This is a genomic window from Paenibacillus sp. JT31N11, assembly GCF_056269285.1.
The window spans coordinates 905541-927631 of the sequence record NZ_JBWDNQ010000002.1 but is presented as its reverse complement, the minus strand read 5'-3'; the positions used below and the strand labels follow the sequence as shown (position 1 = coordinate 927631).

General features: G+C 52.7%; 14 protein-coding genes. 11 read left to right on the top strand and 3 right to left on the bottom strand.

Annotated elements, in window-relative coordinates:
• Window positions 1–131: 131 nt before the first annotated feature.
• The 3 genes from AC0YNV_RS12170 to AC0YNV_RS12160 all read left to right on the top strand — a co-directional run bounded on the left by AC0YNV_RS12170 (window position 132) and on the right by AC0YNV_RS12160 (window position 8322).
• Window positions 132–4196 carry a bifunctional 2',3'-cyclic-nucleotide 2'-phosphodiesterase/3'-nucleotidase gene (locus AC0YNV_RS12170; RefSeq protein ID WP_475768327.1) on the top strand — a complete coding sequence of 1355 codons (4065 nt, stop codon included), beginning with the start codon at window positions 132–134 and terminating at the stop codon, window positions 4194–4196.
• Window positions 4197–4516: 320 nt separating this feature from the next.
• Window positions 4517–6232: an extracellular solute-binding protein gene (locus tag AC0YNV_RS12165; RefSeq protein ID WP_475768326.1), complete on the top strand. Its 1716-nt coding sequence runs from the start codon at window positions 4517–4519 to the stop codon at window positions 6230–6232.
• Window positions 6233–6345: 113 nt separating this feature from the next.
• On the top strand, window positions 6346–8322 hold the full coding sequence (locus AC0YNV_RS12160; RefSeq protein WP_475768325.1) for a beta-galactosidase: 1977 nt from the start codon (window positions 6346–6348) through the stop codon (window positions 8320–8322).
• 61 nt (window positions 8323–8383) lie between these two features.
• On the opposite strand, the gene AC0YNV_RS12155 is transcribed toward AC0YNV_RS12160, so the two are convergent.
• The gene (locus AC0YNV_RS12155) at window positions 8384–9262 is read right to left on the bottom strand and encodes a carbohydrate ABC transporter permease (protein ID WP_475768324.1); all 879 of its coding nucleotides are present in this window, start codon (window positions 9260–9262) and stop codon (window positions 8384–8386) included.
• Window positions 9263–9298: 36 nt separating this feature from the next.
• Window positions 9299–10156 carry an ABC transporter permease gene (locus tag AC0YNV_RS12150; RefSeq protein ID WP_379114116.1) on the bottom strand — a complete coding sequence of 286 codons (858 nt, stop codon included), beginning with the start codon at window positions 10154–10156 and terminating at the stop codon, window positions 9299–9301.
• A gap of 262 nt (window positions 10157–10418) precedes the next feature.
• On the opposite strand from AC0YNV_RS12150, the gene AC0YNV_RS12145 reads away from it, so the two are divergent.
• From AC0YNV_RS12145 to AC0YNV_RS12135, 3 genes are all read left to right on the top strand, one after another.
• Window positions 10419–12140, top strand: coding sequence for a sensor histidine kinase (locus AC0YNV_RS12145; RefSeq protein WP_475768323.1), 1722 nt, complete (start codon window positions 10419–10421; stop codon window positions 12138–12140).
• A 21-nt stretch (window positions 12141–12161) separates the two neighbouring features.
• On the top strand, window positions 12162–13772 hold the full coding sequence (locus tag AC0YNV_RS12140; RefSeq protein WP_475768322.1) for a response regulator transcription factor: 1611 nt from the start codon (window positions 12162–12164) through the stop codon (window positions 13770–13772).
• A 281-nt stretch (window positions 13773–14053) separates the two neighbouring features.
• Window positions 14054–15775 (top strand): cellulase family glycosylhydrolase, encoded by a 1722-nt coding sequence (locus tag AC0YNV_RS12135; RefSeq protein WP_475768321.1) that lies wholly within the window; start codon window positions 14054–14056, stop codon window positions 15773–15775.
• 159 nt (window positions 15776–15934) lie between these two features.
• Here the strand turns inward: AC0YNV_RS12135 and AC0YNV_RS12130 are convergent, their stop codons facing one another.
• Window positions 15935–17017: a threonine aldolase family protein gene (locus AC0YNV_RS12130; RefSeq protein ID WP_475768320.1), complete on the bottom strand. Its 1083-nt coding sequence runs from the start codon at window positions 17015–17017 to the stop codon at window positions 15935–15937.
• A gap of 274 nt (window positions 17018–17291) precedes the next feature.
• Between AC0YNV_RS12130 and AC0YNV_RS12125 the strand changes: the two genes are divergently transcribed.
• From AC0YNV_RS12125 to AC0YNV_RS12105, 5 genes are all read left to right on the top strand, one after another.
• Window positions 17292–17768: a MurR/RpiR family transcriptional regulator gene (locus AC0YNV_RS12125; protein WP_475768319.1), complete on the top strand. Its 477-nt coding sequence runs from the start codon at window positions 17292–17294 to the stop codon at window positions 17766–17768.
• A 155-nt stretch (window positions 17769–17923) separates the two neighbouring features.
• Window positions 17924–18250 carry an iron chaperone gene (locus AC0YNV_RS12120; RefSeq protein ID WP_475768318.1) on the top strand — a complete coding sequence of 109 codons (327 nt, stop codon included), beginning with the start codon at window positions 17924–17926 and terminating at the stop codon, window positions 18248–18250.
• Between the two features lie 213 nt (window positions 18251–18463).
• On the top strand, window positions 18464–19324 hold the full coding sequence (locus tag AC0YNV_RS12115; protein WP_475768317.1) for an AraC family transcriptional regulator: 861 nt from the start codon (window positions 18464–18466) through the stop codon (window positions 19322–19324).
• A gap of 80 nt (window positions 19325–19404) precedes the next feature.
• Window positions 19405–20829: an apolipoprotein N-acyltransferase gene (locus AC0YNV_RS12110; RefSeq protein WP_475768316.1), complete on the top strand. Its 1425-nt coding sequence runs from the start codon at window positions 19405–19407 to the stop codon at window positions 20827–20829.
• A gap of 223 nt (window positions 20830–21052) precedes the next feature.
• Entirely contained in the window at window positions 21053–21970 is a 918-nt protein-coding gene (locus AC0YNV_RS12105) for an NAD(P)/FAD-dependent oxidoreductase (RefSeq protein ID WP_475768315.1), read from the top strand.
• Window positions 21971–22091: the final 121 nt, after the last annotated feature.

Here is a 22091-nt window from a genome sequence, read left to right as displayed (position 1 = left end):
AATTCGTATTGGTCTGATATCGTTTATATTTATTTTTTAATAGTTTTAAAAACTTAATTCTAGTAATCCATCCACCTTTTCCCTTATGATAAAAATGTTAGCATGCATAACATGAGAGGATGAGGCAGCATATGAAAAACCGGATCAAGAGGAGGAAATTAAGCAGATTCATTATTTCATCTTTGACGGTGAGCCTGATCGCCCTTCCATTTAATGGGATTGTGGCAGCAGCTGACCCGGGCACCGCGGCTTTAAAGCTGAGAATCATGGAAACGACGGACATTCATACGAATATTCTCTCTTACGATTATTACAAGGACGCCCCCTCAGACACGGTAGGCTTGGCCAAAACGGCCCAATTGGTCAAAACCGCCCGCCAGGAAGCAAAAAATACGTTTTTGGTCGATAACGGCGACCTGATTCAAGGAACCCCGCTCGGTACCTACAAGGCGCTTGTCGCTCCGCTGAAAACAGGCGAAGTCCATACCGTATACAAAGCAATGAACCTTATGGGGTATGATGCCGCCACACTGGGCAATCATGAATTCAACTATGGACTCGATTATTTGGATGAAGCCGTGAAGGGCGCCAACTTTCCTTATGTTAACGCGAACGTGTATATGGACGACAAAGACGGCAATCCGGACAATGACGTCAATCGTTTTGATCCCTATGAAATTATTACCAAAACATTGGTAGACGAATCCGGACAGGAGCAATCCCTGAAAATCGGCGTGATCGGCTTCGTTCCGCCGCAAATTACCCAATGGGACAAATCATGGCTCGAAGGCCATGTTGCGGCCCGGGACATTGTCGCGACGGCCGAGAAATTCATCCCGAAGATGCGCGCTGAAGGAGCCGATCTTATCATCGCCCTGGCGCACACGGGCTTCAACGGATCCGCCAAAGCATATGCGGATGCCGAGGATGCTGTGCTGCCCTTGAGCAAAGTGGCGGGTATCGACGCCATTACGTTCTCCCACACCCACAAGATTTTTCCTGCGGTGGACGATAAATCGCTCGACCCGCTATTCAAGGACACGGATGGCAGCGTGTTACCGGGCGTTGACAACGCCAAAGGAACGATCAACGGAGTGCCTGCGGTGCAAGCGGAATACGGCGGGAACAACCTCGGCATCATCGATTTGACGCTGGAAAAGGAGGCCGGCAAGTGGAAGGTGGCCGCTTCCCAATCGTCCACAAAAGCGATTTACGATACTGCGGCCCAAAAGCCGCTGGTTGAAGCAGAGCCTGCTGTCGTTGAAGCGGTGAAAGCCGACCATGAAGCGGCAATTCAATATGCGAACAGCCCGATCGGGACGACGACCGCGCCGATTCACAGCTTCTTCTCCCTGGTGCAGGACGACCCTTCCATCCAAATCGTAACGAATGCGCAAAAGTGGTACGTCGAGAATTATGTGCAGAAAAACCTGCCCCAGTATAAAAACACACCGATCCTGTCCGTGGGCGCACCTTTTAAAGCGGGACGCAACGGTCCGGACGAGTTTACGGAAATTAAAGCCGGCCCTCTCGCGATCAAGAGCGCAGGCGACCTTTACCTGTATGACAACACGTTAAAAGTGATTTTGGTGAAAGGCTCAGCCGTCAAGGAATGGCTCGAAATGTCCGCGGGCAAATTCAATCAGATCGATCCGGACAAGAAAGAAGAGCAACCGCTCCTCAACCCAACATTTCCGGTCTATAACTTCGACGTCATCGACGGTGTGACGTACCAGATCGACGTAACGAAGCCGGCCAAATATAAACCGGACGGCACGATCAACGACGCCAATTCCAGCCGGATCGTCCAATTAAACTATAACGGCAAACCTATCGACCCGAATCAGGATTTCCTTGTCGCGACTAACAACTACCGTGCTGGAGGCGGCGGCAGCTTCCCTGGCGTGAAAGGAAGCAGATACGTCATCGACTCGCCCGATGAGAACCGTCAAATTTTGATGGATTATATTTCATCGCAGAAATCGATTGATCCCTCGAGTGATAACAACTGGTCGATTGCGCCGATTTTCGGAGAAGTGAACGTAACGATTACGTCTTCCCCGAAAGCGGCCGAGTACGTAAAATCGTCGCCCAACATCCGTTATTTGAACAAGACGGATGACAAAGGCTTCGGCCTCTTTTCCCTGGATGTAAGCAAAACGTTCAAGGACGTACCTTCATCGCACTGGGCGTATTCCGCGATTAACGAGCTTGCTTCCAAACAAATCGTCTCGGGCTCAAGCAGCGCGGAATTCGATCCGAATGCCAAGGTAACCCGGGCGCAGTTTGCATCCATGCTGGTTAAAGCGTTGAAATTGACCGCCAAAAGTAAAACGAAATTCAAGGATGTCCTTGCATCAGCCTGGTATGCCGGCGCGGTGGCGGCCGCCTCGGAGAACGGTCTTGTCAGCGGCATTACCAAAGACCGGTTCGCCCCGGATCAAACCATTACCCGCGAGCAAATGGCCATTATGATCAGCAGGGCATTGAATCTGAAGGCAGGGAAGCCCCTTAAAGCGGAAAGCGAAGCGAAATTCACGGACGGTTCGGCCATCAGTGCCGGGGCAAGCGCAAGCGTCGACATAACCGTCGAACGCGGCGTGATGAGCGGCAGCAGCGGCAAGTTTAACCCCAAAGCGGCGGCCACGCGTGCCGAAGCGGCCAAAGTGATCAGCCTTCTGACCAGCAACGTCTCCGTCCAACTGCTCGGCATAAACGATTTCCATGGCCAGTTGGATTATAGCAAGACAGTGAAGGATGCCAGCGGGAACGTTACCGCTACGCTCGGCGGAGCCGATTACCTGGCCGCCTATCTGAAGCAGCGCGAAGCGGCTAACCCGAACACCCTGCTCGTGCATGCTGGCGACGCGGTAGGCGCAAGCGCTCCGGTTTCCGCTTTGCTGCAGGACGAACCGACCATCGATTTCCTGAATCGACTGGGTTTCGATGCCGGTACGGTGGGCAACCACGAATTCGACAGGGGCGCAGAGGAAGCGCTGCGTTTGATCAACGGGGGCAAGAATCCGGTATCCGGCAAAGATTTTGCCGGAGCGGACTTTCCTTACGTGGCGGCCAATGTCATGGATAAGGATGGTAAACCGCTCCTTGACGCCTATGTCATCAAACAAGTCGGCGGGGTCAAAATCGGTTTTATCGGCGTCGTAACAAACATCACGCCTACGATTGTCAAAGCATCCAGCATCGAAGGCTTGACCTTCATCGAACAGGCCCCGGCGGTCAATAAGGCCGTTGCGGAATTAAAGGCTAAAGGCATTGAAGCGATTGTCATTCTGGCACATGATCCCTTCGAGGCCAGCGCCGACGCGCCGACCGGTGAAGTCGTCGATTTGGCCAACAATGTGGACGACGAAGTGGACGTCATCTTCGCAGGCCACAACCATGGCGGGTTGAACAAAGTGATCGACGGCAAGCTGGTCATCGAGGCTTACTCTTACGGCACAGCCTTCTCCGACATCGATCTGGAGATCGACCGCGCCACGCATGATATCGTGCTGGCCAAAGGCGAGGTTGTTGATGTCAAACGAGAGGGCATCGAACCGGATACCGAAATCGCGAAAATGATCAAGGACTACCAGGAATTGAACGCGCCGGTCATGAATGCGCCGGTCGGCAAAACGGACGCAGCCATCACCCGCACCGCGGCAGCATCCGGCGAATCCGCGCTCGGCAACTTGATTGCGGACGGCATGCGCGAGGCGATGAAGACGGATTTCGCGTTTATGAACTCCGGAGGCATCCGCAGCGACATGCCGGAAGGTGCCGTTACGTACGGCAGTATGTTCAGCATCCAGCCTTTCGGCAATGTGCTTGTGAAAATGACGCTGTCCGGAAGCCAGATGAAAGAACTGCTGAATCAGCAGTGGGGTGAGACCGGAACAAAGATCGGCCAAGTATCCGGGTTCACGTACTCTTATGATGACAGCAAGCCGGACGGCCAGAAGATTATCGAGATCAAAAAAGCGGACGGTACCCCGCTGGAGGACGCGGCTTTCTATACAATCGTCGTGAACGACTTTATGGCAACCGGGGGCGACAGCTATACGCTGCTCGTCAAAGGAACGAACCGCGAGGCGGGTCCTGTCGACCTGGATGCGACGATCACATACGTGAAAACGAAATTCCCGAGCGGGCTGATTACCGCCAAAACCGAGAATCGCATTACCAAAGTGAATTGATTTATCTGAACTGGGCGCTTTGACACATGAACAAACCCCTCCAAGCAGACCGCGACTCGCAAGAGCGCTCTCTGGAGGGGTTTGTCTTGTAACGGGAGCGAAGATTGAATCTATTCGCCCGTTCACCCTTATCCACGCGCCGGCCTTTGACGCCAATATCCATGTTTTTAACAGATAATATAATGATCTGCTTTTTAAATGGAAGTGCTTTCAAGAAGTTAACAAAGTTGTATGGATGTTAATACCTTTTTCTGTCCGCCCTTTACGAAATCGCTTACAATTTGATTGTTATCATTAATTTCGTTATAGGAGGAACCACGATGAGAAAGCTGCGCAAATCTATTGCTCTTGTACTGGTTACCGTGCTGATCGGCATTTTGGCCGCTTGCACGGGCGGCAATAACGACTCTCCAAACAACAACGGCTCTTCCGGCAGCGGGGGAAGTACGGGCAACGCGGATACGGATCCGGCCAAGAGCGGTGCACCGATAAAAGACGGGAAGTTCGATCCGCCGGTAACCATTACGGTGGTGCGGGGCATCGGTGCCGAGGTGAAGTTCAAAGACGGCGAGTCGATGGAGAACAACGTTCACACTAAATGGGCGAAAGAGAAGCTCGGCATCGAGCTGAAGTATCTGTGGACTGTAGTGGATACGAACGATGCGTTCAAGACAAAGCTCCGTCTGGCGCTGTCCGCCAACCAGGAGTTCCCGGATATTTTGCCGCTGCGCACTACAGCAGACGTGGTCGACGACCTCATAGATTCCGGCCGATTCCAGGATGCGGGCGAGCTGTTTGACAAGTATGCCTCCCAGACCTGGAAGGACGCTATGAACGAGGATCCTACTGTATGGTACCCGTATATGCGCGATGGCAAGCGGGTGGGCCTTCCGATCCTGGACTATGCATACAACGGCGACCCGGTGCTCTGGATCCGTGAGGACTGGATGAAAAAGCTGAATCTGCAGGCGCCGAAGACGATTGAGGACCTTGAACAGATCCTGGAAGCTTTCACGAACAATGATCCGGACGGCAACGGCAAGAAGGATACCTTCGGCCTGACGATCGGCTTCAAGAATTGGTTGAATACATGGATGGGCGATGCGGGCTGGGTTTTCGGCGCTTACGGCACAATGCCGAACCAGTGGAACTCCGACGGTCAGGGCGGTATCTCGTACGGCTCGATCAATCCTGCCATGAAGGATGGTCTGACGAAATTAAGCGACTGGATGAAGAAGGGCTACATTCCGAAGGAAGCCGGACTATGGGACGAAACGAAGTCGACCGAAGCATTCACCTCCGGCAAAGCAGGTATCGTAGCAGGTCCGCACTGGATGCCTTCGTGGCCGCTTGAAGATGTGAAGAAGAATGTAAAAGGTGCGGAATATAAGGCGTATGCGATCCCGGCCGGACCGGATGGCAAAGCCGGGCGCCACGGTACGCCAAACAACAACGGCGTGGTGTTGATCAACAAGGATATGAAGAATCCGGAAGTGTTCTTCACATACCAGAACTATCTGTTCGACAACTACGCCAACCCGAAAGAAGGCAGCGAGTTCGAATACGGCTTGTCGAAGGGCTATGACTGGGATGAGAAAGACGGCAAGAAAGTGGTTCTGAAGGAAGGGGAAAACGGCTTCGCAACCAATAAATATACGCTTACGTTCGACGGAGCGCGGATTCCTTCGCTCTCCATGAATGCGCTGGCGAAGATCGCCTCGGGCGAAGAGCCTTCAACGACGTTCGAGAAGCTGCAGAAGGAAATGGCGCCGGAAGCCGTCCTCGAGGCAGCCAAGATCGTCGTCGACCAGAAGGATATCGCCATGAAGAATATGTTTACGGGTTCCGCGACGCCTACAATGAAGGATAAACGCGAATTCCTGGAGAAGCTTGAGAAGGAAATCTTCAGCAAGATCGTCTACGGGGAGCTTGGCATCGATGCGTTCGATAAGTTCGTTGAGGATTACAACAAGAACGGCGGCGACAAAATATACACCGAAGCCAACGAGTGGTATAAAGCCGTAGGCGGCAAGTAACCAGCAAATGCGGCGGACAGCAAGCCCGGTCATTCCAATGGCCGGGTCTTTATGGTACCAAAGACTGCAATTGCGGTATATGTGAAATTCATAAACCCGGGAGGCGAAGCGAAATGGGCAGCAGAGAAAATGGCCCGCTTGCAGGCGACCAGGAATTTACAATCGGCCCCGCAGGCGGGCGGAAATTATTCCCCGTCGCGAACAGCGGCCGCAAGCTTTGGGAGATGGCGCCTTATCTTGTTGTGGATGTGTATCACGAGCAGGATGAAGTGCTTGGGCTCGGGCTTGAATTTTATAAACGCATAGACGGGGAGCCGTCGCTGCAATCTTTCACGGGCGTGCTGCCGGGTGTGCTGACGCGCATCGCATTCCCGCTGGACGCGCTCGATTCGCAAGCCGTGTTCCTGCCGCGGACGCCGGGCAAGCTGAAGACGCTTGTCTCGGGTGAAGGCTTGAAGCGCTCTGAGGTCGCAGCATTTGCAATCGGCACGCTCGCTTCCGCCAAGGGCTGGACGTTTAACGTGTCGAACGTCCATCTATCTATGGCGGAGCCTGATTATACGCTGCAGCCAATCAGCCTTGCGGACGAATTGGGACAGTATTCGCGCAAGAGCTGGCCTGGGAAAACCGCGGATTCGGTTGAACTCGCCACTTATCTGCGGGGCGAACGGGAAAGCAGTTCAGCCAGCATAGCTGCGGAGAGAAGCCGGTTCGGCGGCTGGAAGGGCAAGATGTTCGCGGCGTCCGGCTATTTCCGGACGGAGCATGACGGCAGGAGGTGGTGGCTGGTCGATCCGGACGGCTCCGCATTCTACAGCCTCGGCATGGACTGCGTCAATCCCGGCGAGTCCATGAAGGTCGACGGCATGGAGCCGCTGCTTAGCCGGCTGCCGCCGCAGGACGGTGATTATGCGGAGGCATGGAGTGTGACCGACGGGAGGGGCGATCTGATGAACGGCCGCTATTTCAACTATGCCGTCGCCAATTTGATCCGCTCCTTCGGGCGCACATGGTACGAGGATTGGGCGCTTATCACCCGCAATCGGCTGCTGGGATGGGGCTTTAATACGGTGGGCAATTGGTCCGATCCGGGGTTCATCCGGGGGGCGGCGATGCCGTATGTGCTGCCGCTGGAGCATTTTCCGATGACGCAGCGGTCGATCTTTCGCGACTTTCCGGATGTATTCAGCGAGGAGTTCCGCGCTGGGGCTGAGCAGTTTGCAGAGCAGCTGAAAGCATACGCGGACGATCCGTATCTGATCGGATATTTCCTGCGTAACGAACCGCTCTGGGCATTCGCAGGCGATGTTAATCTGGCGGCGAAGCTGCTGGAACTGGATGCTGCCTTCGAAAGCAAGCGGGAGATGATCCGGTTCCTGTCGGAACGTTATGAAGGTGAGATCAGCCGGCTCAATGAGGCATGGGGAACGGCACTCATGTCGTTCGACGGGCTGCTGCAGCCGTTCGAAGCTGATTCAGTCATTGCATCGGCAGCCGCAGCTGAGGATCTCGATCTGTTTACGGAGCTCATGATCGAAGAATATAATGCCATCCCGTCCATGGCATGCCGCCAAGCGGATCCGAACCATTTGAACCTCGGCATGCGCTACGCATGGATTTCATCCCCGAAGTTGTTCAAGGGAAGCCATCATTTCGACGTGTTTTCGATAAACTGCTACAAAATGAAGCCCGATGCAGACGAAATTCACGAGATCGCAACGCTTACCGGTCTGCCTGTCATGATTGGTGAATTTCACTTCGGAGCGCCTGACGCCGGCCTGCTGGCAACAGGTCTTCGCGGCGTAACGACGCAAGAGGAGCGCGGCAAGGCATACAGCCATTATGTGGAGCATGCGGCCGCGTTGACGGATCTCGTCGGGGTACATTATTTTATCCTCAATGACCAGGCTTTGCTGGGCCGCTTCGATGGAGAGAACTTCCAGATTGGCGCCGTCGATGTCTGCCATCGGCCTTATCAGCCGTTTACCGACCGGGTCGCCGCAACCCATGGACGCATTTACGGGATTGCGGACGGCCGGCTGGAGCCAACCCGCGAAGAAGCCCGGGAAATTCCGCGGATCGGGTTTTAAGCCTATACACAACAAAAACCGCTTGCCTGCATGCAGCAGGCCGGCGGTTTCCATCGCCATTCTATTCCTTAACCGCGCCGAGCACGATCCCTTTGACAAAGTACCGCTGCAGGAACGGATACACCAGCAGGATCGGCAGTGCGCCGATGAAAATCTGCGCCGCTTTAACGGTACGCTGGGCAATATTCTCAAGATCCTCAGGCCGGACGTTGACCTTGCTGAGGTCCTGCTGTACGATGATCGTCTGCAAGAACGTCGCGAGCGGGTATTTGTCATACTCCGTTATATAAAGCATACCGTCAAACCAGGAGTTCCAGTGGCCCACCATGTTGAACAGCGAGAGCGTTGCGATCGCAGGCAGCGAAATCGGCAGATATACGCTGACGAGCGTCCGTAGATGGCTGGCCCCGTCGATGAGCGCCGCTTCCTCCAGTTCCTTGGGAACGGTACGGAAGAAGTTCAACATCAGAATCAGCAGCCACACATTGACCGCGGTCGGCAGAACGAGCGCCCACATCGTGTTCATCATATGAAGCTTCTGGATGAGAATATAGGATGGCACCATTCCGCCGCTGAACAGCATGGTGAATACGAAAAACCAGGCATAGACGGATCGGCCGCGGAAGAACGAATCCTCCTTCGAGAGCGGATAGGCGGTCAGGAAGATGACCACCATGCTGATTCCGGTACCGAGCGCCGTCCGCTCCACTGCCAGCCAGAGCGCGCGAAGGAAGTTATCGTTGACGAGTGTCTTCTCATAGGCATCGAACGTGAACTGGATGGGCCACAAGCCGACGAGGTTGGCGCTTGCCGGCGCCTTGCCGCTTAAGGAAACGGCCAGAATATGAATGAGCGGCATGATGCAGAGCAGACTGACGACAAGCAGAAGAGCATAGTTGAAGCCGGAGAAAATCCGGTAAGAAACGGACTGGCGGCGCATATGACGACCTCCTTCCTATACATGCAAACAGGTAATTCAGAAAATCCGGTAATTCGCGAATTTGTAAGCCAGCCGGTAAGCGAAGATGATCAGAACCATGCCGATGACCGATTTGAACAGGCCGACGGCTGTGCCGAAGCTCATTTCGCCGTTCAGGATGGCCATCCGGTAGACGAAAGTATCAATAATATCGCCTTTGCTGTAGACAAGGGCGTTATACAGATTGAAAATTTGATCAAATCCCGCATTCAGAATATTGCCCAGTGACAGCGTTCCGAGCACAATGGTAATCGGGATCAGCGCAGGAATCGTGATATATACCGTCTGCTTCCAGCGCCCGGCGCCGTCCACTTCGGCGGCTTCGTAGAGCGAAGGATTGATGCCGGCGAGCGAAGCCAGGAAAACGATTGTGCCATATCCGAATTCTTTCCAGACATCGCTGACGACGACAGTGAAGCGGAACCAGTCGCCGTTGCCGAGGAAGAACACCGGATCGATACCGAAAACGCCGAGTGCCCGGTTGACAAGACCGCCTTCAGGGGAAAGCATGTCAAGCAGGATGCCGCCGAGGATAACCCAGGACAAGAAGTGAGGCAGGTAGACCAGGGTCTGTACGGAGCGCTTGAAGCCCATCGCGCGTACCTCGTTCAGCAGCAGGGCGAAGATCAAGGGGGTAATGAGCTGGAAGACGATCTTGAGTGACGCGATGATGAGCGTATTCATAATGACCTGCACGCTGTCGGGACGCTGGAACATATAGCGGAAATGCTCCATGCCAACCCATTCGGATTTGAAGAAGCCGAGCCAAGGCTTAAAGTCCTGAAACGCCATCACGATGCCGCCCATCGGGAGGTACGCGAAGATAAGGGTGAAGATCACGCCGGGCACCATCATGAAATGCAGCGGCCATGTCCGTTTGAAGTTCCACCTGTTCCTGACCTTGGCAGCTTTTCTCGCCGCTGGCGCCTTAATCGGTTGCGGGTTGCCTGTGCTTGCTTGCATGGGAGGTCGCTCCTTTAGAGGGATGAATGGCCGCAGTGAAAGCGGTCTATGCCGATTACTTCCATTGTAATAAGATAGCGCTTTCATAATCCAGAACAACCTGTGAAGAATGATGTTACTTTGTTAACCGATTGCAGGGAATGGAGAGACCGTGATGGGAAACGTGCGTTTGACCGTCTATAAGAAATTGATGCTGCTCATATTGCTGCTGCTGACCCCGATCGTGGTGCTCTACACGTATGCCAACCAGAAGACGGTAGGTGTGGTGAAAGCGGAGATTTACCAGTCAAACAAGAACCAACTGATCTTCTTTGCCAGTCAGATGGATAAGAAGATCGAAGAGATCGCTACATATTCCATTATGTTGATCCGGGATCGTTCATTAAACGATTACCGGTATATCGATCTTTATCCCAACTATACGGATGTCATCCGGGTCAAAAATACGGTTCTTGACCGGATCAGCCTCCAACAGGCCATGAGCGGATGGATCAACCGGATTTCGGTGTACGCTCCGCAGATCAAGGATGTCATATCGACGGACAATACGGTGAGCTATGAATCCGGATACCTGGAACGAAATGTCGGACGGGGCTGGAAATACGAGAAAGAGCGGCAGGAGTTTGTCTGGTACGCAGCTGAGCCGCAGGGGGGCTCGGACAATCCGCTGAAAGCCAAGCTGATTATCGAGACCCGGTTCCCGGCGGAGCGGATCATGGATATGCTCGGTGCTTATGAAACGGACGGCGAGCGGCACCCATTCCTTTACCGTCACGGCGGAGACGTGATCAGGTTCGGCGCATACAAGGACGATACGCTCGTCGAGCTTAGCCGGATGCTGGATTCAGACCGTACGCAGCCAGCGTTTAACCGGTTGAAGAAGGTCAGGGGTGAGCAGTATGTAGTGAATATGGTTGCGCTGGACAGCGTGGGCTGGTATCTGGTCGATTATGTGCCGCTCGAGAAAATTTTGTCGCCCATCACGAAGAGCCGGAATTCCTTCTACATCGTCCTGACGCTGCTGCTTCTGCTCGGGCTTGGGGCAGCGCTCATGCTGTACCGCAATGTCCAAGTGCCGGTCAGGCAGCTGCTTCTCAACATGCAGCGGCTCCGGATCGGCGACTTTTCTGCGCGGATCACGCACAGGCCGCGGAGTGAATTTGGCATCCTGTACGAGCGCTTCAACGCGATGGCGCGGCAGATCCAGGAGCTGATCGAGAAGGTCTATACCGAGAAGCTGCGTTCCCGCGAAGCGACGCTCAAACAGCTCCAGGCGCAGATTAATCCGCATTTTCTATATAATTGCCTTTACTATATCAAGAATATGACGCGGCTCGGCGAGGGAGTGGCAGTGGAAACAATGGCGCTTAATCTCGGCGAATACTATCGCTATATGACCCGGCACGAGAAGCAGACGCCGCGTCTGGAGGAAGAAATAAGCCTTCTTCGGAACTACCTCGAAATCCAGAATCTGCGCATGAAGCGGATCCGTTACGAAATCGATGTGCCGGATTCGATGTTTCCGATCGTGATACCAAGGCTGCTGCTGCAGCCGCTCGTCGAGAACGCCATCGTTCACGGCATCGAGCCCAAGGTAGGTGAAGGCCGGATCCGGATCGCAGGGCGAGAGTCAGAGGCGTACTACGAAGTTCAGGTGGAGGATAATGGCGTTGGCCTTCCGGCAAAGGAGCTGGAGCTGCTGCGAAGAAAAATCAGTCAGCCTCTTGATGAAGAGATGGGCTGCGGCATGTGGAACGTGAACCAGCGGCTCGTCTATCAATATGGCCAGGAGGCGGCACTATCGATCAGGCCATCCGCAGATGGCGGACTTACGGTGAGCTTTCGCTGGCCGAAGATGGACGCAAGAATAGCATGATTTTACCGGAGGTGCAGGTGTATGTATGAGCTGATGATTGTCGACGACGAACAGTCCGTGGTGGACGGGATTGCGGGCACGCTTCCCTGGGAGGAGATGCAGATCGACAAGGTGCATAAGGCATATTCCGGACAGAAGGCAATCGACATTCTGTCAGGCAGGACTGTTGATATCGTGATAACCGACATCCGGATGCCCGGCATTACGGGCATTGATCTGATCAAGCGGATCCGGCAGGATTGGCCGCGGACGAGAACCATTCTTTTGTCTGGATACTCCGAATTCGATTATGCGAAGGAAGCGCTGCTCCAGTGTGCGTCGGATTACCTGTTGAAACCGGTGCGGGACGAAGACCTGCGGGCTTCCGTCGAGGGTGCGATCGAGCAGATCAGGACCGAGTGGGCGGCGATCAGCTCGTATGAACGGGCCGTCGGTGCACTGCGTGCTAATCTGCCGCTTATGCGCGCACATCTGCTGCGTGAACTGCTGGAGGGTAGAGAATACGCTTCACATGTATTGGAAGAAAAGCTTCAGCTCCTTGAATTGCCCTATACAGTGGGGGATGAAACCGCAGTGCTCTTGATCCGTCTCGAAGACGAATTCGCACAGTTCGATCCGCGAAGCCTGTCCCTCTTCGAGTTTGCAATCGGCAACATGGCGGAGGAGATGTTCGGGAACGATTTCCGCCTGTGGACCGCAAAGGACCGGAATGAAAATTTAGTAATGGTCGTGAAAGCAAGGGGTGACCGGAATCAACAGCATGCGCAGATCGCACACATCGCCGCCCAGTTCCAAAAGGTTGTCAGCTTGTATTTGAAAGGCACGATTAGCCTGGTAGCCAGCGCATGGGGACGGTTTCCGGCGCAGTTAGGCGGTCAGTACGCATCCGCTGTCGCGTCGCTGCGCCGGAGAGTCGGTTCGGAAAGGGGGTTCTTCCTGGCGCTGAGGGAAGGCGAGGATGATTCCGGCACGGTCCATACGCTCAAGAGCCTGTATGAACCGCCAGCGCTCATCCATTTGTTCGAAGCCGGAAGGTGGGAAGCGGCGGAAGAGAAGCTTGGCCACATTTTTGAGGAGCTGCAGGAGAGGTTCGATGGCTCGCTAGAGCATCTGGTGGAAACGTTCTTCGCCATCGCGGCGGTGCTCTCCCATATTGCTCACAAGAACGGCCGCAAGCTGGAAAACCTGATCGGGCAAGAGTTCGAAATGTTCGCGGGGGGCGGTTCACCACGCTCCGTGGCTCAGCTGCAGGAATGGACCCGAACATCGGTCGAGCGCATCCGGACCGACATGGAGAACGAGGTTAAGAATACACGCAGCAGTGTCGTTAAGCAGGTGCACGAGTATATTGAAGACCATCTCGCTGGCGACCTGTCGCTGCAGGCGATCGCGGTCCATGTTCATCTGCATCCGGTCTATTTGTCCCGTGTTTATAAGCTGGAGACCGGCAGCATGCTGAGCGACTACCTGTTACGGTACCGGATGGAGAGAGCCGCGTACCTGCTGAAAAACACCGGCTGCAGAATTTATCAGATTGCCGAGCAGACCGGCTACACGAACCCGCCGTATTTCATTAAGGTGTTCAAAAAGGAATTCGGCATTACGCCGCAGGATTACAGAGACCGCAGCTAGCATGGGCAAGATTTCCCTATATAAGAAGACCGGCGTCCAGAAAGCTGACGACCAGGCAAGTAATCGATTAATGCCCCTCTGCCGCTAACACATAAGTCTCGATTTTCATCTGATTTATCCACTAATTATCGGGGTTTCTCCAAAACCCATAATCCGGTAAAATCATCACTGCCACTGCTTTTTGATAACGTTTTCATAAAAGGAGGAACACGTCAGGGCAACTGATCAACCTGACCCGCATTTTGTTTCAGAACATAATCCAGGAGGAGGTATTCAGAATTATGTTTTCATCCAGCAAGCTCATTCGTATATTGCTGACGGTATCGGTTTTGTTGACCATGCTCGTTCCTTCTTTCGCCAGCGCGGCCACGCAGGAGCGGCCAGCGATCCCCGTTCCGAAGAGCAAGATTCAATCGTATGTCGAAGCCATGCAGCCCGGTTGGAATCTTGGCAACACGTTCGACGCAACCGGAGCAGACGAGACGTCCTGGGGCAATCCGCGTGTGACGAAGCAGCTCATCAAGCATATCGCTTCGCAAGGATACAACAGCATCCGCATCCCGATCACATGGGATCAGCGGATGGGCGAGGCGCCGGACTACATGATTGAACCAGCATTCCTGGACCGCGTTGAAGAGGTCGTGAACTGGTCTCTGGACGCCGGACTGTACGTCATGATCAATCTGCACCACGATTCCTGGCTGTGGGTTAACCGGATGGGGACGGAGCATGACGTTGTGCTTGCCCGTTATAATGCAGCATGGGAGCAAATCGCAGAGCGGTTCAAAAACTATTCGAAGAAGCTGTCGTTCGAGAGCATCAATGAACCTCGTTTCACTGACGGCTGGGGTGAAAGCGACGAAGCCCATTTCGCGATGCTGCAAGAATTGAATGCATCCTTCCATGAGATTGTGCGCGCCTCCGGCGGCAACAACTCCGAGCGCCCGCTCGTACTGCCTACGCTCGAGACGAACGCGAATCAGGACCGGCTCGACGCACTGGTGGACACGTTCGACGCGCTGGACGACCCGAACCTGATTGCAACCGTTCACTATTACGGCTTTTGGCCGTTCAGCGTCAACATTGCCGGCTTCACCCGATTCAACGAAGAAACGAAAAACGACATTGTCCAAACGTTCGACCGCGTCTATAATTCGCTGGTGGCTAAGGGTATTCCCGTCATTCTAGGCGAATACGGTTTGCTCGGCTTCGACAAAAATACGGGTACGATCGAACAAGGGGAGAAGCTTAAATTTTTCGAATTCTTGCTTCATTACGTTCAAGAAAGAGGCATTACCCATATGCTGTGGGACAACGGGCAGCATCTCGACCGCAATGCGCTGCAATGGAACGATCCGCAGCTATATGGCATGTTGAAAGCCAGTTGGAAGGGCCGCTCCGCAGCCGCGGAAACCGATTTGATTTATTTGGCCAAAGGCGCGGAAGCGCAGGACGCTGTTATCCGGCTCGAATTGAACGGCAATCGGCTGACGGCTCTTCGCCATGATGGCAGGCCGCTTCGCAAAGGCAGCGACTATTCGCTGGAAGGGGACCTCTTGACGGTGAAGGCCAGCTTACTCTCCAGGCTGACGGCGTCCGGCGCCTACGGCGAGAACGCGGAGATCACTGCGGATTTCAATAAGGGTGAGGACTGGACGTTTGACGTAATCGTCTACGATACACCAGTGCTGCAGAACGCTGCCGGAACAACGAACGAGTTCTCGATCCCGACTGCGTTCAACGGCGACCGGCTCGCTACGATGGAAGCCGTGTACGCTGCCGGAGGCAACGCAGGCCCGCAGAACTGGACGTCTTTCAAGGAATTCGCGTACGCCTTCTCGCCTTCGTACGACACGAACGGGATAAAGCTCACGCAAGACTTCTTCAACGAAGTGAATGACGGTGAAGTCGTGCTGACTTTCCACTTTTGGAGCGGCAAAACCGTTGAATACACGATAACGAAAACTGGAAATGCCATCGTCGGTTTCGCCGCGGAGCTTTGACGCTGTTTCCTGTATATCGAATTCAGTCTTTGTTGAAGTGCAGCATTCCGTGCACCTGGGGACTTCGCTTCTCACGCGAATAACCGGGTCCGATTAGAGAGGAGCCTCCTTTAGGGAAGCTCCTCTTTTCCATTATGCAACACAGCAGGGAATCACGAATTATTGCTTCATTTTTTCATCAAGCACCTGGAATGCCTTGATGACGGCTTCTCTTGGCAGTTCCGCATACAAATCCCCCAAACTGATTTCGCAGGAACAGGTATGTTCATCGATTTCTGTCAAATAGCTCGTGATGCCAACACCCGTGGCTTGCTGAACCTCTGCCAGAACAGAGGCCGCTTGCTCTTTGGCCAGATGGAAATGGACGTGAAACATATTCGAAACGGGCATAAGCGGCAGCGTCGAAACGCCGTGGCAGGAATTGAACAGGGCGGCAAGCTCCTTTGCTGCTTCAAAATACTGCCCCATTTTGGGTGAGCGTAGATTATAATAATAATCCGCAGAGACGATATACGGATACAAGCTAATCAAATCGCCGCCGTGGCGCCGTTTCCAAACCTTGGATTTCGCTATAAAGGCTTGATCTCCTGCCAGAATCGCTCCTGCAATCCCGCCGATTCCTTTATATAACGAGATATAGACACTGTCAAAAAGAGCGCAAACCTCAGCGGCCGACCTTTGATAAAAGGGGAGGATTTCCAAAAGGCGTGCCCCATCCAGATGCAGCTTAATGGCTTTGTCGCGGCAATATTCCGAAATCTGCTGAAGCGTTTCAAAGCTTGGCAACTGGCCGCCGATTTCGCGCTGAGGCAGCTCCAGCAGGACACATGCTATGCCCTCCTCCATATTCACGACATCTTCCAGCCCGATGACGCGGCTTTTGTCAGCCAGCAGAACCGTTTTGATGTGATGCAGCTCCTTCAAGCCGTCTTCTTCATGAATTTCCAGATGGCTCAGCGGATGATAGGCAACTTTCCTGAAGCCTTGTTCATCGCACCAAATGCGCAGAGCGATCTGCTGGGCCATCGTTCCGCTCGGGAAGAAGACGGCATGCTCTTTTCCCAGTAAAGCCGCCATCTTCGCTTGAAAATCCTCAATGATCTTTCCCGTGCCATATCTGTCGCTTTCCAACTGCCCTTCAATATCTTGAAAGGCCTCTTTTAATACCCGGATATCGCGTTTGCCGTGATTGCCCAATTTATAGTTGGTCTGGTTATAGGCTGCTGTTAAGGATTCAGTCATGTATGAAAACTCCTTTAACTTTAAGTCAGAGGCTTTTCCAGCCTGCCTGCACCGATTACTATATCACACTTCCATTCTCTTGATGATGAGACAATGCAACGAGATTAACGAGAATGCCCGGTCATGTTACAGAAGATGATCATTGAAAAATCATATACAGACAGCCCGGTTCATTTCAACCGGCTTTCGTCTGTTCCACGCCTATGGATATACAACAAAAATCTGATCCTGCCAGCTGCTGTCGCGCGAGGATTTCCAGTTTGCCGTCGACAGCATGATCGGGGCCAGGCAGATATTCGTGTATGGCTCGGGACCTTCCCATTCGCTCTGCGAGCTGCTTTATTATAGGCTGAACCGGTTCGGGTACCGGGTGAATCATATTTCCCGCGGCGGGTCTGAATTGTTCGAATGGGCCGGCCAGCTTGGCGCATCCGATGTCCTCATCGTGTTTGGCTTCGCCAATACTCCCCCGGAAGCGAAGGTGCTGCTGGAACTGGCGCGGCAGGCGAACTGCCCCTCCGTCCTTGTGACGGATGCGATGGTGTCCGAGCTGGTGGATCTGGCCGACGCTGTTCTTTATACCTGCCGGGGGGAGAGCGGAGAGTTTCATTCGATGGTGGCGCCCGTTGCGCTGGTCGATTCGTTAACCGTCGCTATGGCCAAGCAGGATGAGGAGCGGGCACTCGCCAGCCTTCATCGGCTCTATGATTTAAGACAGCGCATGGCGCCGTCGATGCAATACAAACGCTAGAGCGCGCTGAGCGCACTTGAAGCAAATAGAGGGCTGCATACAGCAGCCCTTTATTCCATTTACGGATAAACAGCAATCTGGAAGCAATCGAAACTGGTTCATTATGCTATAATTTACCTGTGTTTTTCAATCCTTTACTGCGCGAGGAGGCAAATATGTCATCCACCAAAAAAAGCAATTTTCAAACGGTAGACGAATATTTCGGCAGCTTTCAAAAGGAGATTCAAGACTCGCTGGAACAAATCAGGCAAACCATTAAAAATGTCGTGCCTGAAGCGGAGGAAGTGATAAGCTATCAACTGCCGGCATTTAAATATCATGGGATGCTGATCTATTCTCCGCCTATAAAGATCATTATTCGTTGTCATTTCCGCCGCCTTTTACAGTATTTGAAGTTTTCAAACAAGAATTGTCGCCCTACGAGGTATCCAAAACCACGATTAAATTTCCTGCAGATAAACCGATCCCGTTGGAATTGGTAAGCGAGCTTGCCAAGTATCGAGCAAAAGAAAATTTGGAAGGCAAACAGAAAAAACGATAGGGCTGAAACCGGGAGGGGGTGTGGTCTGTAGTTTGTCGTTTGCAGACCTCGTATTTAGCTCCGGGCCCGGGGGCATTCAGCAGGACATTCTCCGCTTTCGTGAAGCAGCCCTTCCCGCATGTATTTCAAAGTCGCAAAGCCGGAGGTGTGCCAGATGAGCTATATTAACATGATCCAGAGGTCCATTCTATTTATCGAAGATAATCTGTTTAACCCATTATCGCTGAAAGCTGCAGCTGGGCATGTACATATCTCCCCCTGGCATTTCCACAGGCTCTTTCGTATGGTGGCAGGGGAGCCAGCGGCCATGTATATCCGGAAACGCCGGTTTTCCATAGCGGCCATGGAATTGCTGGAATCGAAAAAAAGGATCATTGAAATTGCGGTGGAGCTGGGTTTTGCAAGTCATGAAGCGTTTACGCGTTCCTTCAAGCAGGTGACCGGAATAACGCCGGAGCAATACCGGATTCGTGGATTGTCAACCTTTCATTACCCCATGCTCTCCTTCACAGATAACGAATTGTTTTCCACAGCTTCCTTCCCCGCAACTCCCGATGTCCGCATCATCTCCCTGAATTCACTGCAAGTCACCGGTTTACGCCTGAAGGGTCTGAATATATCTGCGTCAATCAGCATGGAGCACAATCAAAAAGAAATCGAATGCTTATGGAGGTCCATTCATCCTGCGGTAGAGTTTCACCAGGAGCAGGCCGGAGTCATTATTCCGACAGGCGGAACACGCTTCGATTATTTGGCAGGTCTATTGACGGATCTGGCGCATCCACACTGCTTACCCGGTAATTGGGAAGTGTTCAGCATACCTAAACGAACCTATGCCGTTTGTTCCCACCGGGGCTCTCTTGCGGATCTGCCGCATTTGTTTAAGTACATGGTCGGAAATTGGCTTTCGGAGGCCGAGTTTGAGCTTGTATATGGGCCGGAACTGGAGCTTTATCGGTTTGATCCTGAGGGTGGACGGGTCATTGATATCCATATTCCTGTCCAAAAAAGGTAAAATTCCAAGGCTTACATTAGCAAGAATTGTCAAGTGAACAGTATCCGGTTCCTCTAAGCTGTAAAGCAAGGAGTGAGACTATGTATAAACCTGTGTATCTGTTGCTTGCATTTTTGTTGTCCGCAGTGTGCTTCTATTTTTCAGGAGATTACGGCTGGCTGGCCTGGTTTGCCCCGCTTCCCATTATGGTGATCGGTCCCGGATTGTCCGGCAGATTCTTGTTCATGGGTTCGGTGCTGAGTTATTGGTCAGGAAGCATGAGCTGGTGGAAGGCAGAGAGCTTTGTTGTGTCGGTTCCGTTTTTCCTGGGATATCATCTGCTGTTTGCCTTGGTTTTTGCCCTGATCATGGTCTGGGTGCGCAAAACGACGATTGTTTGGCTATTTCCCATAGGCTGGACGGCGTTCGAGTTCGTGGTTGCGCTGTTTTCTCCCCAAGGTACTTGGGGCAGCTTGGCTTATACCCAAACGGATTATCTGTTCCTGATGCAGAATGCGTCGATATCCGGCATATATGGCATCGTATTTCTTGTTTGTCTATTTCCAGCCTGCATCGCTTACCTTCTAAGGCAAAGAAATTGGAATCGGGCCAGGTCGATGAGAGCATCTATTCTTATTCTGAGCATCCTGGCAGCTGCGGGGTGGGGGACTTTCCGTATTCAGACTCCGCATGCCGAAGAAGCCGTGAGGGTAGGGTTGACGGCTTCCAATTATACGGTTCCCTTCGAGGAATCGCTAGATTCAGGCAAGAATATCGCATTTATAAAGGAATATGTAAACCATGCTGCGCAATTGGCGGATCAGGGCGCTAAAATCGTTGTTCTTCCCGAGAAGTTGGTTTTTGTTGCATCTGCCGATCAGCAAGTGATCGAGGGAATATTCTCCAAATCGGCGTCGGATAACCAGGTTTTCCTGGAAGTCGGCGTAAAGCTGAAGCAAGAGGATGGCGTCTATAATAAAGCGTGGATCTTCTCCCCTGACGGCAAAAAGATTGTGGACTACGACAAAATTCATTTGGTTCCCGGGTTGGAAGACGGGTTCGTTGCCGGGCATGAAACGGCGTGGTTTAACGGGTTTAACCGGAGAATAGGAACAGTCATCTGCAAGGACATGGATTTCCCGGGAACGATTAGAGAGTATGGAAGAGAGAATGTCGGAATGCTCTTGGTGCCGGCATGGGATTGGGAAGGATCCGAGCGGATTCATTCCCGGATGGCCATCGTTCGGGGGATAGAAAATGGCTTCGCCGTAGCCCGCCCGTCCAAGGAGGGGCTGGTAACGGTATCGGACAGGTACGGCCGGATATTGGCGGAGCAATCAACTTTTGATTATAAGGATGCCTCCATCGTTGCCGACGTTCCTGTTTCGCCGCTTAAGACGATATACAGCAGATGGGGAGACTGGTTCGGCTGGTTGATTCTAGGAGGCGCAATAATAGCGGTTTTTATTACTTTTTTAAAAAGATTTGCCCCGAACAGAGCAAGACTTGACGAAGATGCTTATTAGATCTATTATAGATACGTAAAATCTATAAATGCCGAAGCGAAATGATTGAATCGTTTCGGCCAAAGAAAATAACATTGCAGTTATAAGCAATGATTATTTTTTTGAAGCCAATATAGATATTATAGATATTTTAAATCTGTATATGAGCGGGAAGTTAATAGTGGGACTTTCTGCTGCAGGTGAATCGTATTACGGATCATAAAGATCTCAAAGGGAGGCTATCATGGAGAAGCTTATCGATGTAGGGATTATTGGCGGCGGGCCTGCCGGGTTAAGCGCAGCACTTGTGCTTGGAAGGGCAAGAAAAAGCGCGGTGGTTATTGATGAGGGACGGCCGCGCAATCGGGTTACCCGCGAGATTCATGGTTTCCTAACCAGGGATGGCATCCGTCCGGACGAATTCCGGCAAATTGCGAAGGAGCAGATCAGCGTCTATCCCTCCGTCCACTTCGTGGAGGATACAGCGGTAACGATCACGGGAATGGATGGGTACTTTCATATCGCAACGGCCCAGGGAGCAGCTTATCGGAGCAAAAAACTGCTTTTTGCCTCAGGCATGAAGGACCTCCCTCCCGAAATTGACGGATTAACAGAGGTATATGGCAAAAGTGCCTTTGTCTGCCCTTATTGCGATGGTTGGGAATTGCGAGACCAGCCGCTTGCGCTGATTGTCAAGGGTGCCAGGGCGCTGCATTCGGCTAAAATGTTATCGGGATGGACGAATCAATTTTCAATTTGCACCAATGGACCTCATGAATGGACGGATGAACAACGCGAGGAGCTTAAGCAGCATCAAATTCCCGTATTTGACTCGCCGATCAAGCATATCGAATCCAGCGATGGTATGGTGAAGCGGGTCATGCTGGAGGATGGCAATGACGTTCCATGCAAAGGAATATTCTTTGCGCCTGTGCTTGTTCCCGGATCCGACTTGCCGCAAGCATTGGGTTGTCAGGCCACGGAAGCGGGGACGATCATCGTCGATGCCTCAGGCAAAACAAACGTGCCGGGTGTCTATAGTGCCGGCGACGCGGCTACGGAGATGTATCAGGCGATTACGGCGGCATCAATGGGATCATTGGCCGCTGCGGGCATAAACGGCGAACTGCTTTCAGAGGCCTGGAGATTGAAAGGAAATTGAACGCACAGAAGCTCTGCAAGGGGAGGCTGTTCCAGTGTCTTGGGGAACGGTGTTTTTTGAAAAAGGGACTTTAAACAGGAATTGAACCAACGGCTGAACTTTTGTTCAGTCGTATTTTTTT

Bases quoted from the DNA above. Each gene is read 5' to 3' on its own strand.
- AC0YNV_RS12125 (WP_475768319.1), top strand. From the start codon at position 17,292: ATGATCGGGGCCAGGCAGATATTCGTGTATGGCTCGGGACCTTCCCAT.
- AC0YNV_RS12145 (WP_475768323.1), top strand. From the start codon at position 10,419: ATGGGAAACGTGCGTTTGACCGTCTATAAGAAATTGATGCTGCTCATA.
- AC0YNV_RS12165 (WP_475768326.1), top strand. From the start codon at position 4,517: ATGAGAAAGCTGCGCAAATCTATTGCTCTTGTACTGGTTACCGTGCTG.
- AC0YNV_RS12110 (WP_475768316.1), top strand. From the start codon at position 19,405: ATGTATAAACCTGTGTATCTGTTGCTTGCATTTTTGTTGTCCGCAGTG.
- AC0YNV_RS12120 (WP_475768318.1), top strand. From the start codon at position 17,924: ATGTCATCCACCAAAAAAAGCAATTTTCAAACGGTAGACGAATATTTC.
- AC0YNV_RS12170 (WP_475768327.1), top strand. From the start codon at position 132: ATGAAAAACCGGATCAAGAGGAGGAAATTAAGCAGATTCATTATTTCA.
- AC0YNV_RS12105 (WP_475768315.1), top strand. From the start codon at position 21,053: ATGGAGAAGCTTATCGATGTAGGGATTATTGGCGGCGGGCCTGCCGGG.
- AC0YNV_RS12135 (WP_475768321.1), top strand. From the start codon at position 14,054: ATGTTTTCATCCAGCAAGCTCATTCGTATATTGCTGACGGTATCGGTT.
- AC0YNV_RS12160 (WP_475768325.1), top strand. From the start codon at position 6,346: ATGGGCAGCAGAGAAAATGGCCCGCTTGCAGGCGACCAGGAATTTACA.
- AC0YNV_RS12140 (WP_475768322.1), top strand. From the start codon at position 12,162: ATGTATGAGCTGATGATTGTCGACGACGAACAGTCCGTGGTGGACGGG.
- AC0YNV_RS12130 (WP_475768320.1), bottom strand. From the start codon at position 17,017: ATGACTGAATCCTTAACAGCAGCCTATAACCAGACCAACTATAAATTG.
- AC0YNV_RS12155 (WP_475768324.1), bottom strand. From the start codon at position 9,262: ATGCGCCGCCAGTCCGTTTCTTACCGGATTTTCTCCGGCTTCAACTAT.
- AC0YNV_RS12150 (WP_379114116.1), bottom strand. From the start codon at position 10,156: ATGATGGTGCCCGGCGTGATCTTCACCCTTATCTTCGCGTACCTCCCG.
- AC0YNV_RS12115 (WP_475768317.1), top strand. From the start codon at position 18,464: ATGAGCTATATTAACATGATCCAGAGGTCCATTCTATTTATCGAAGAT.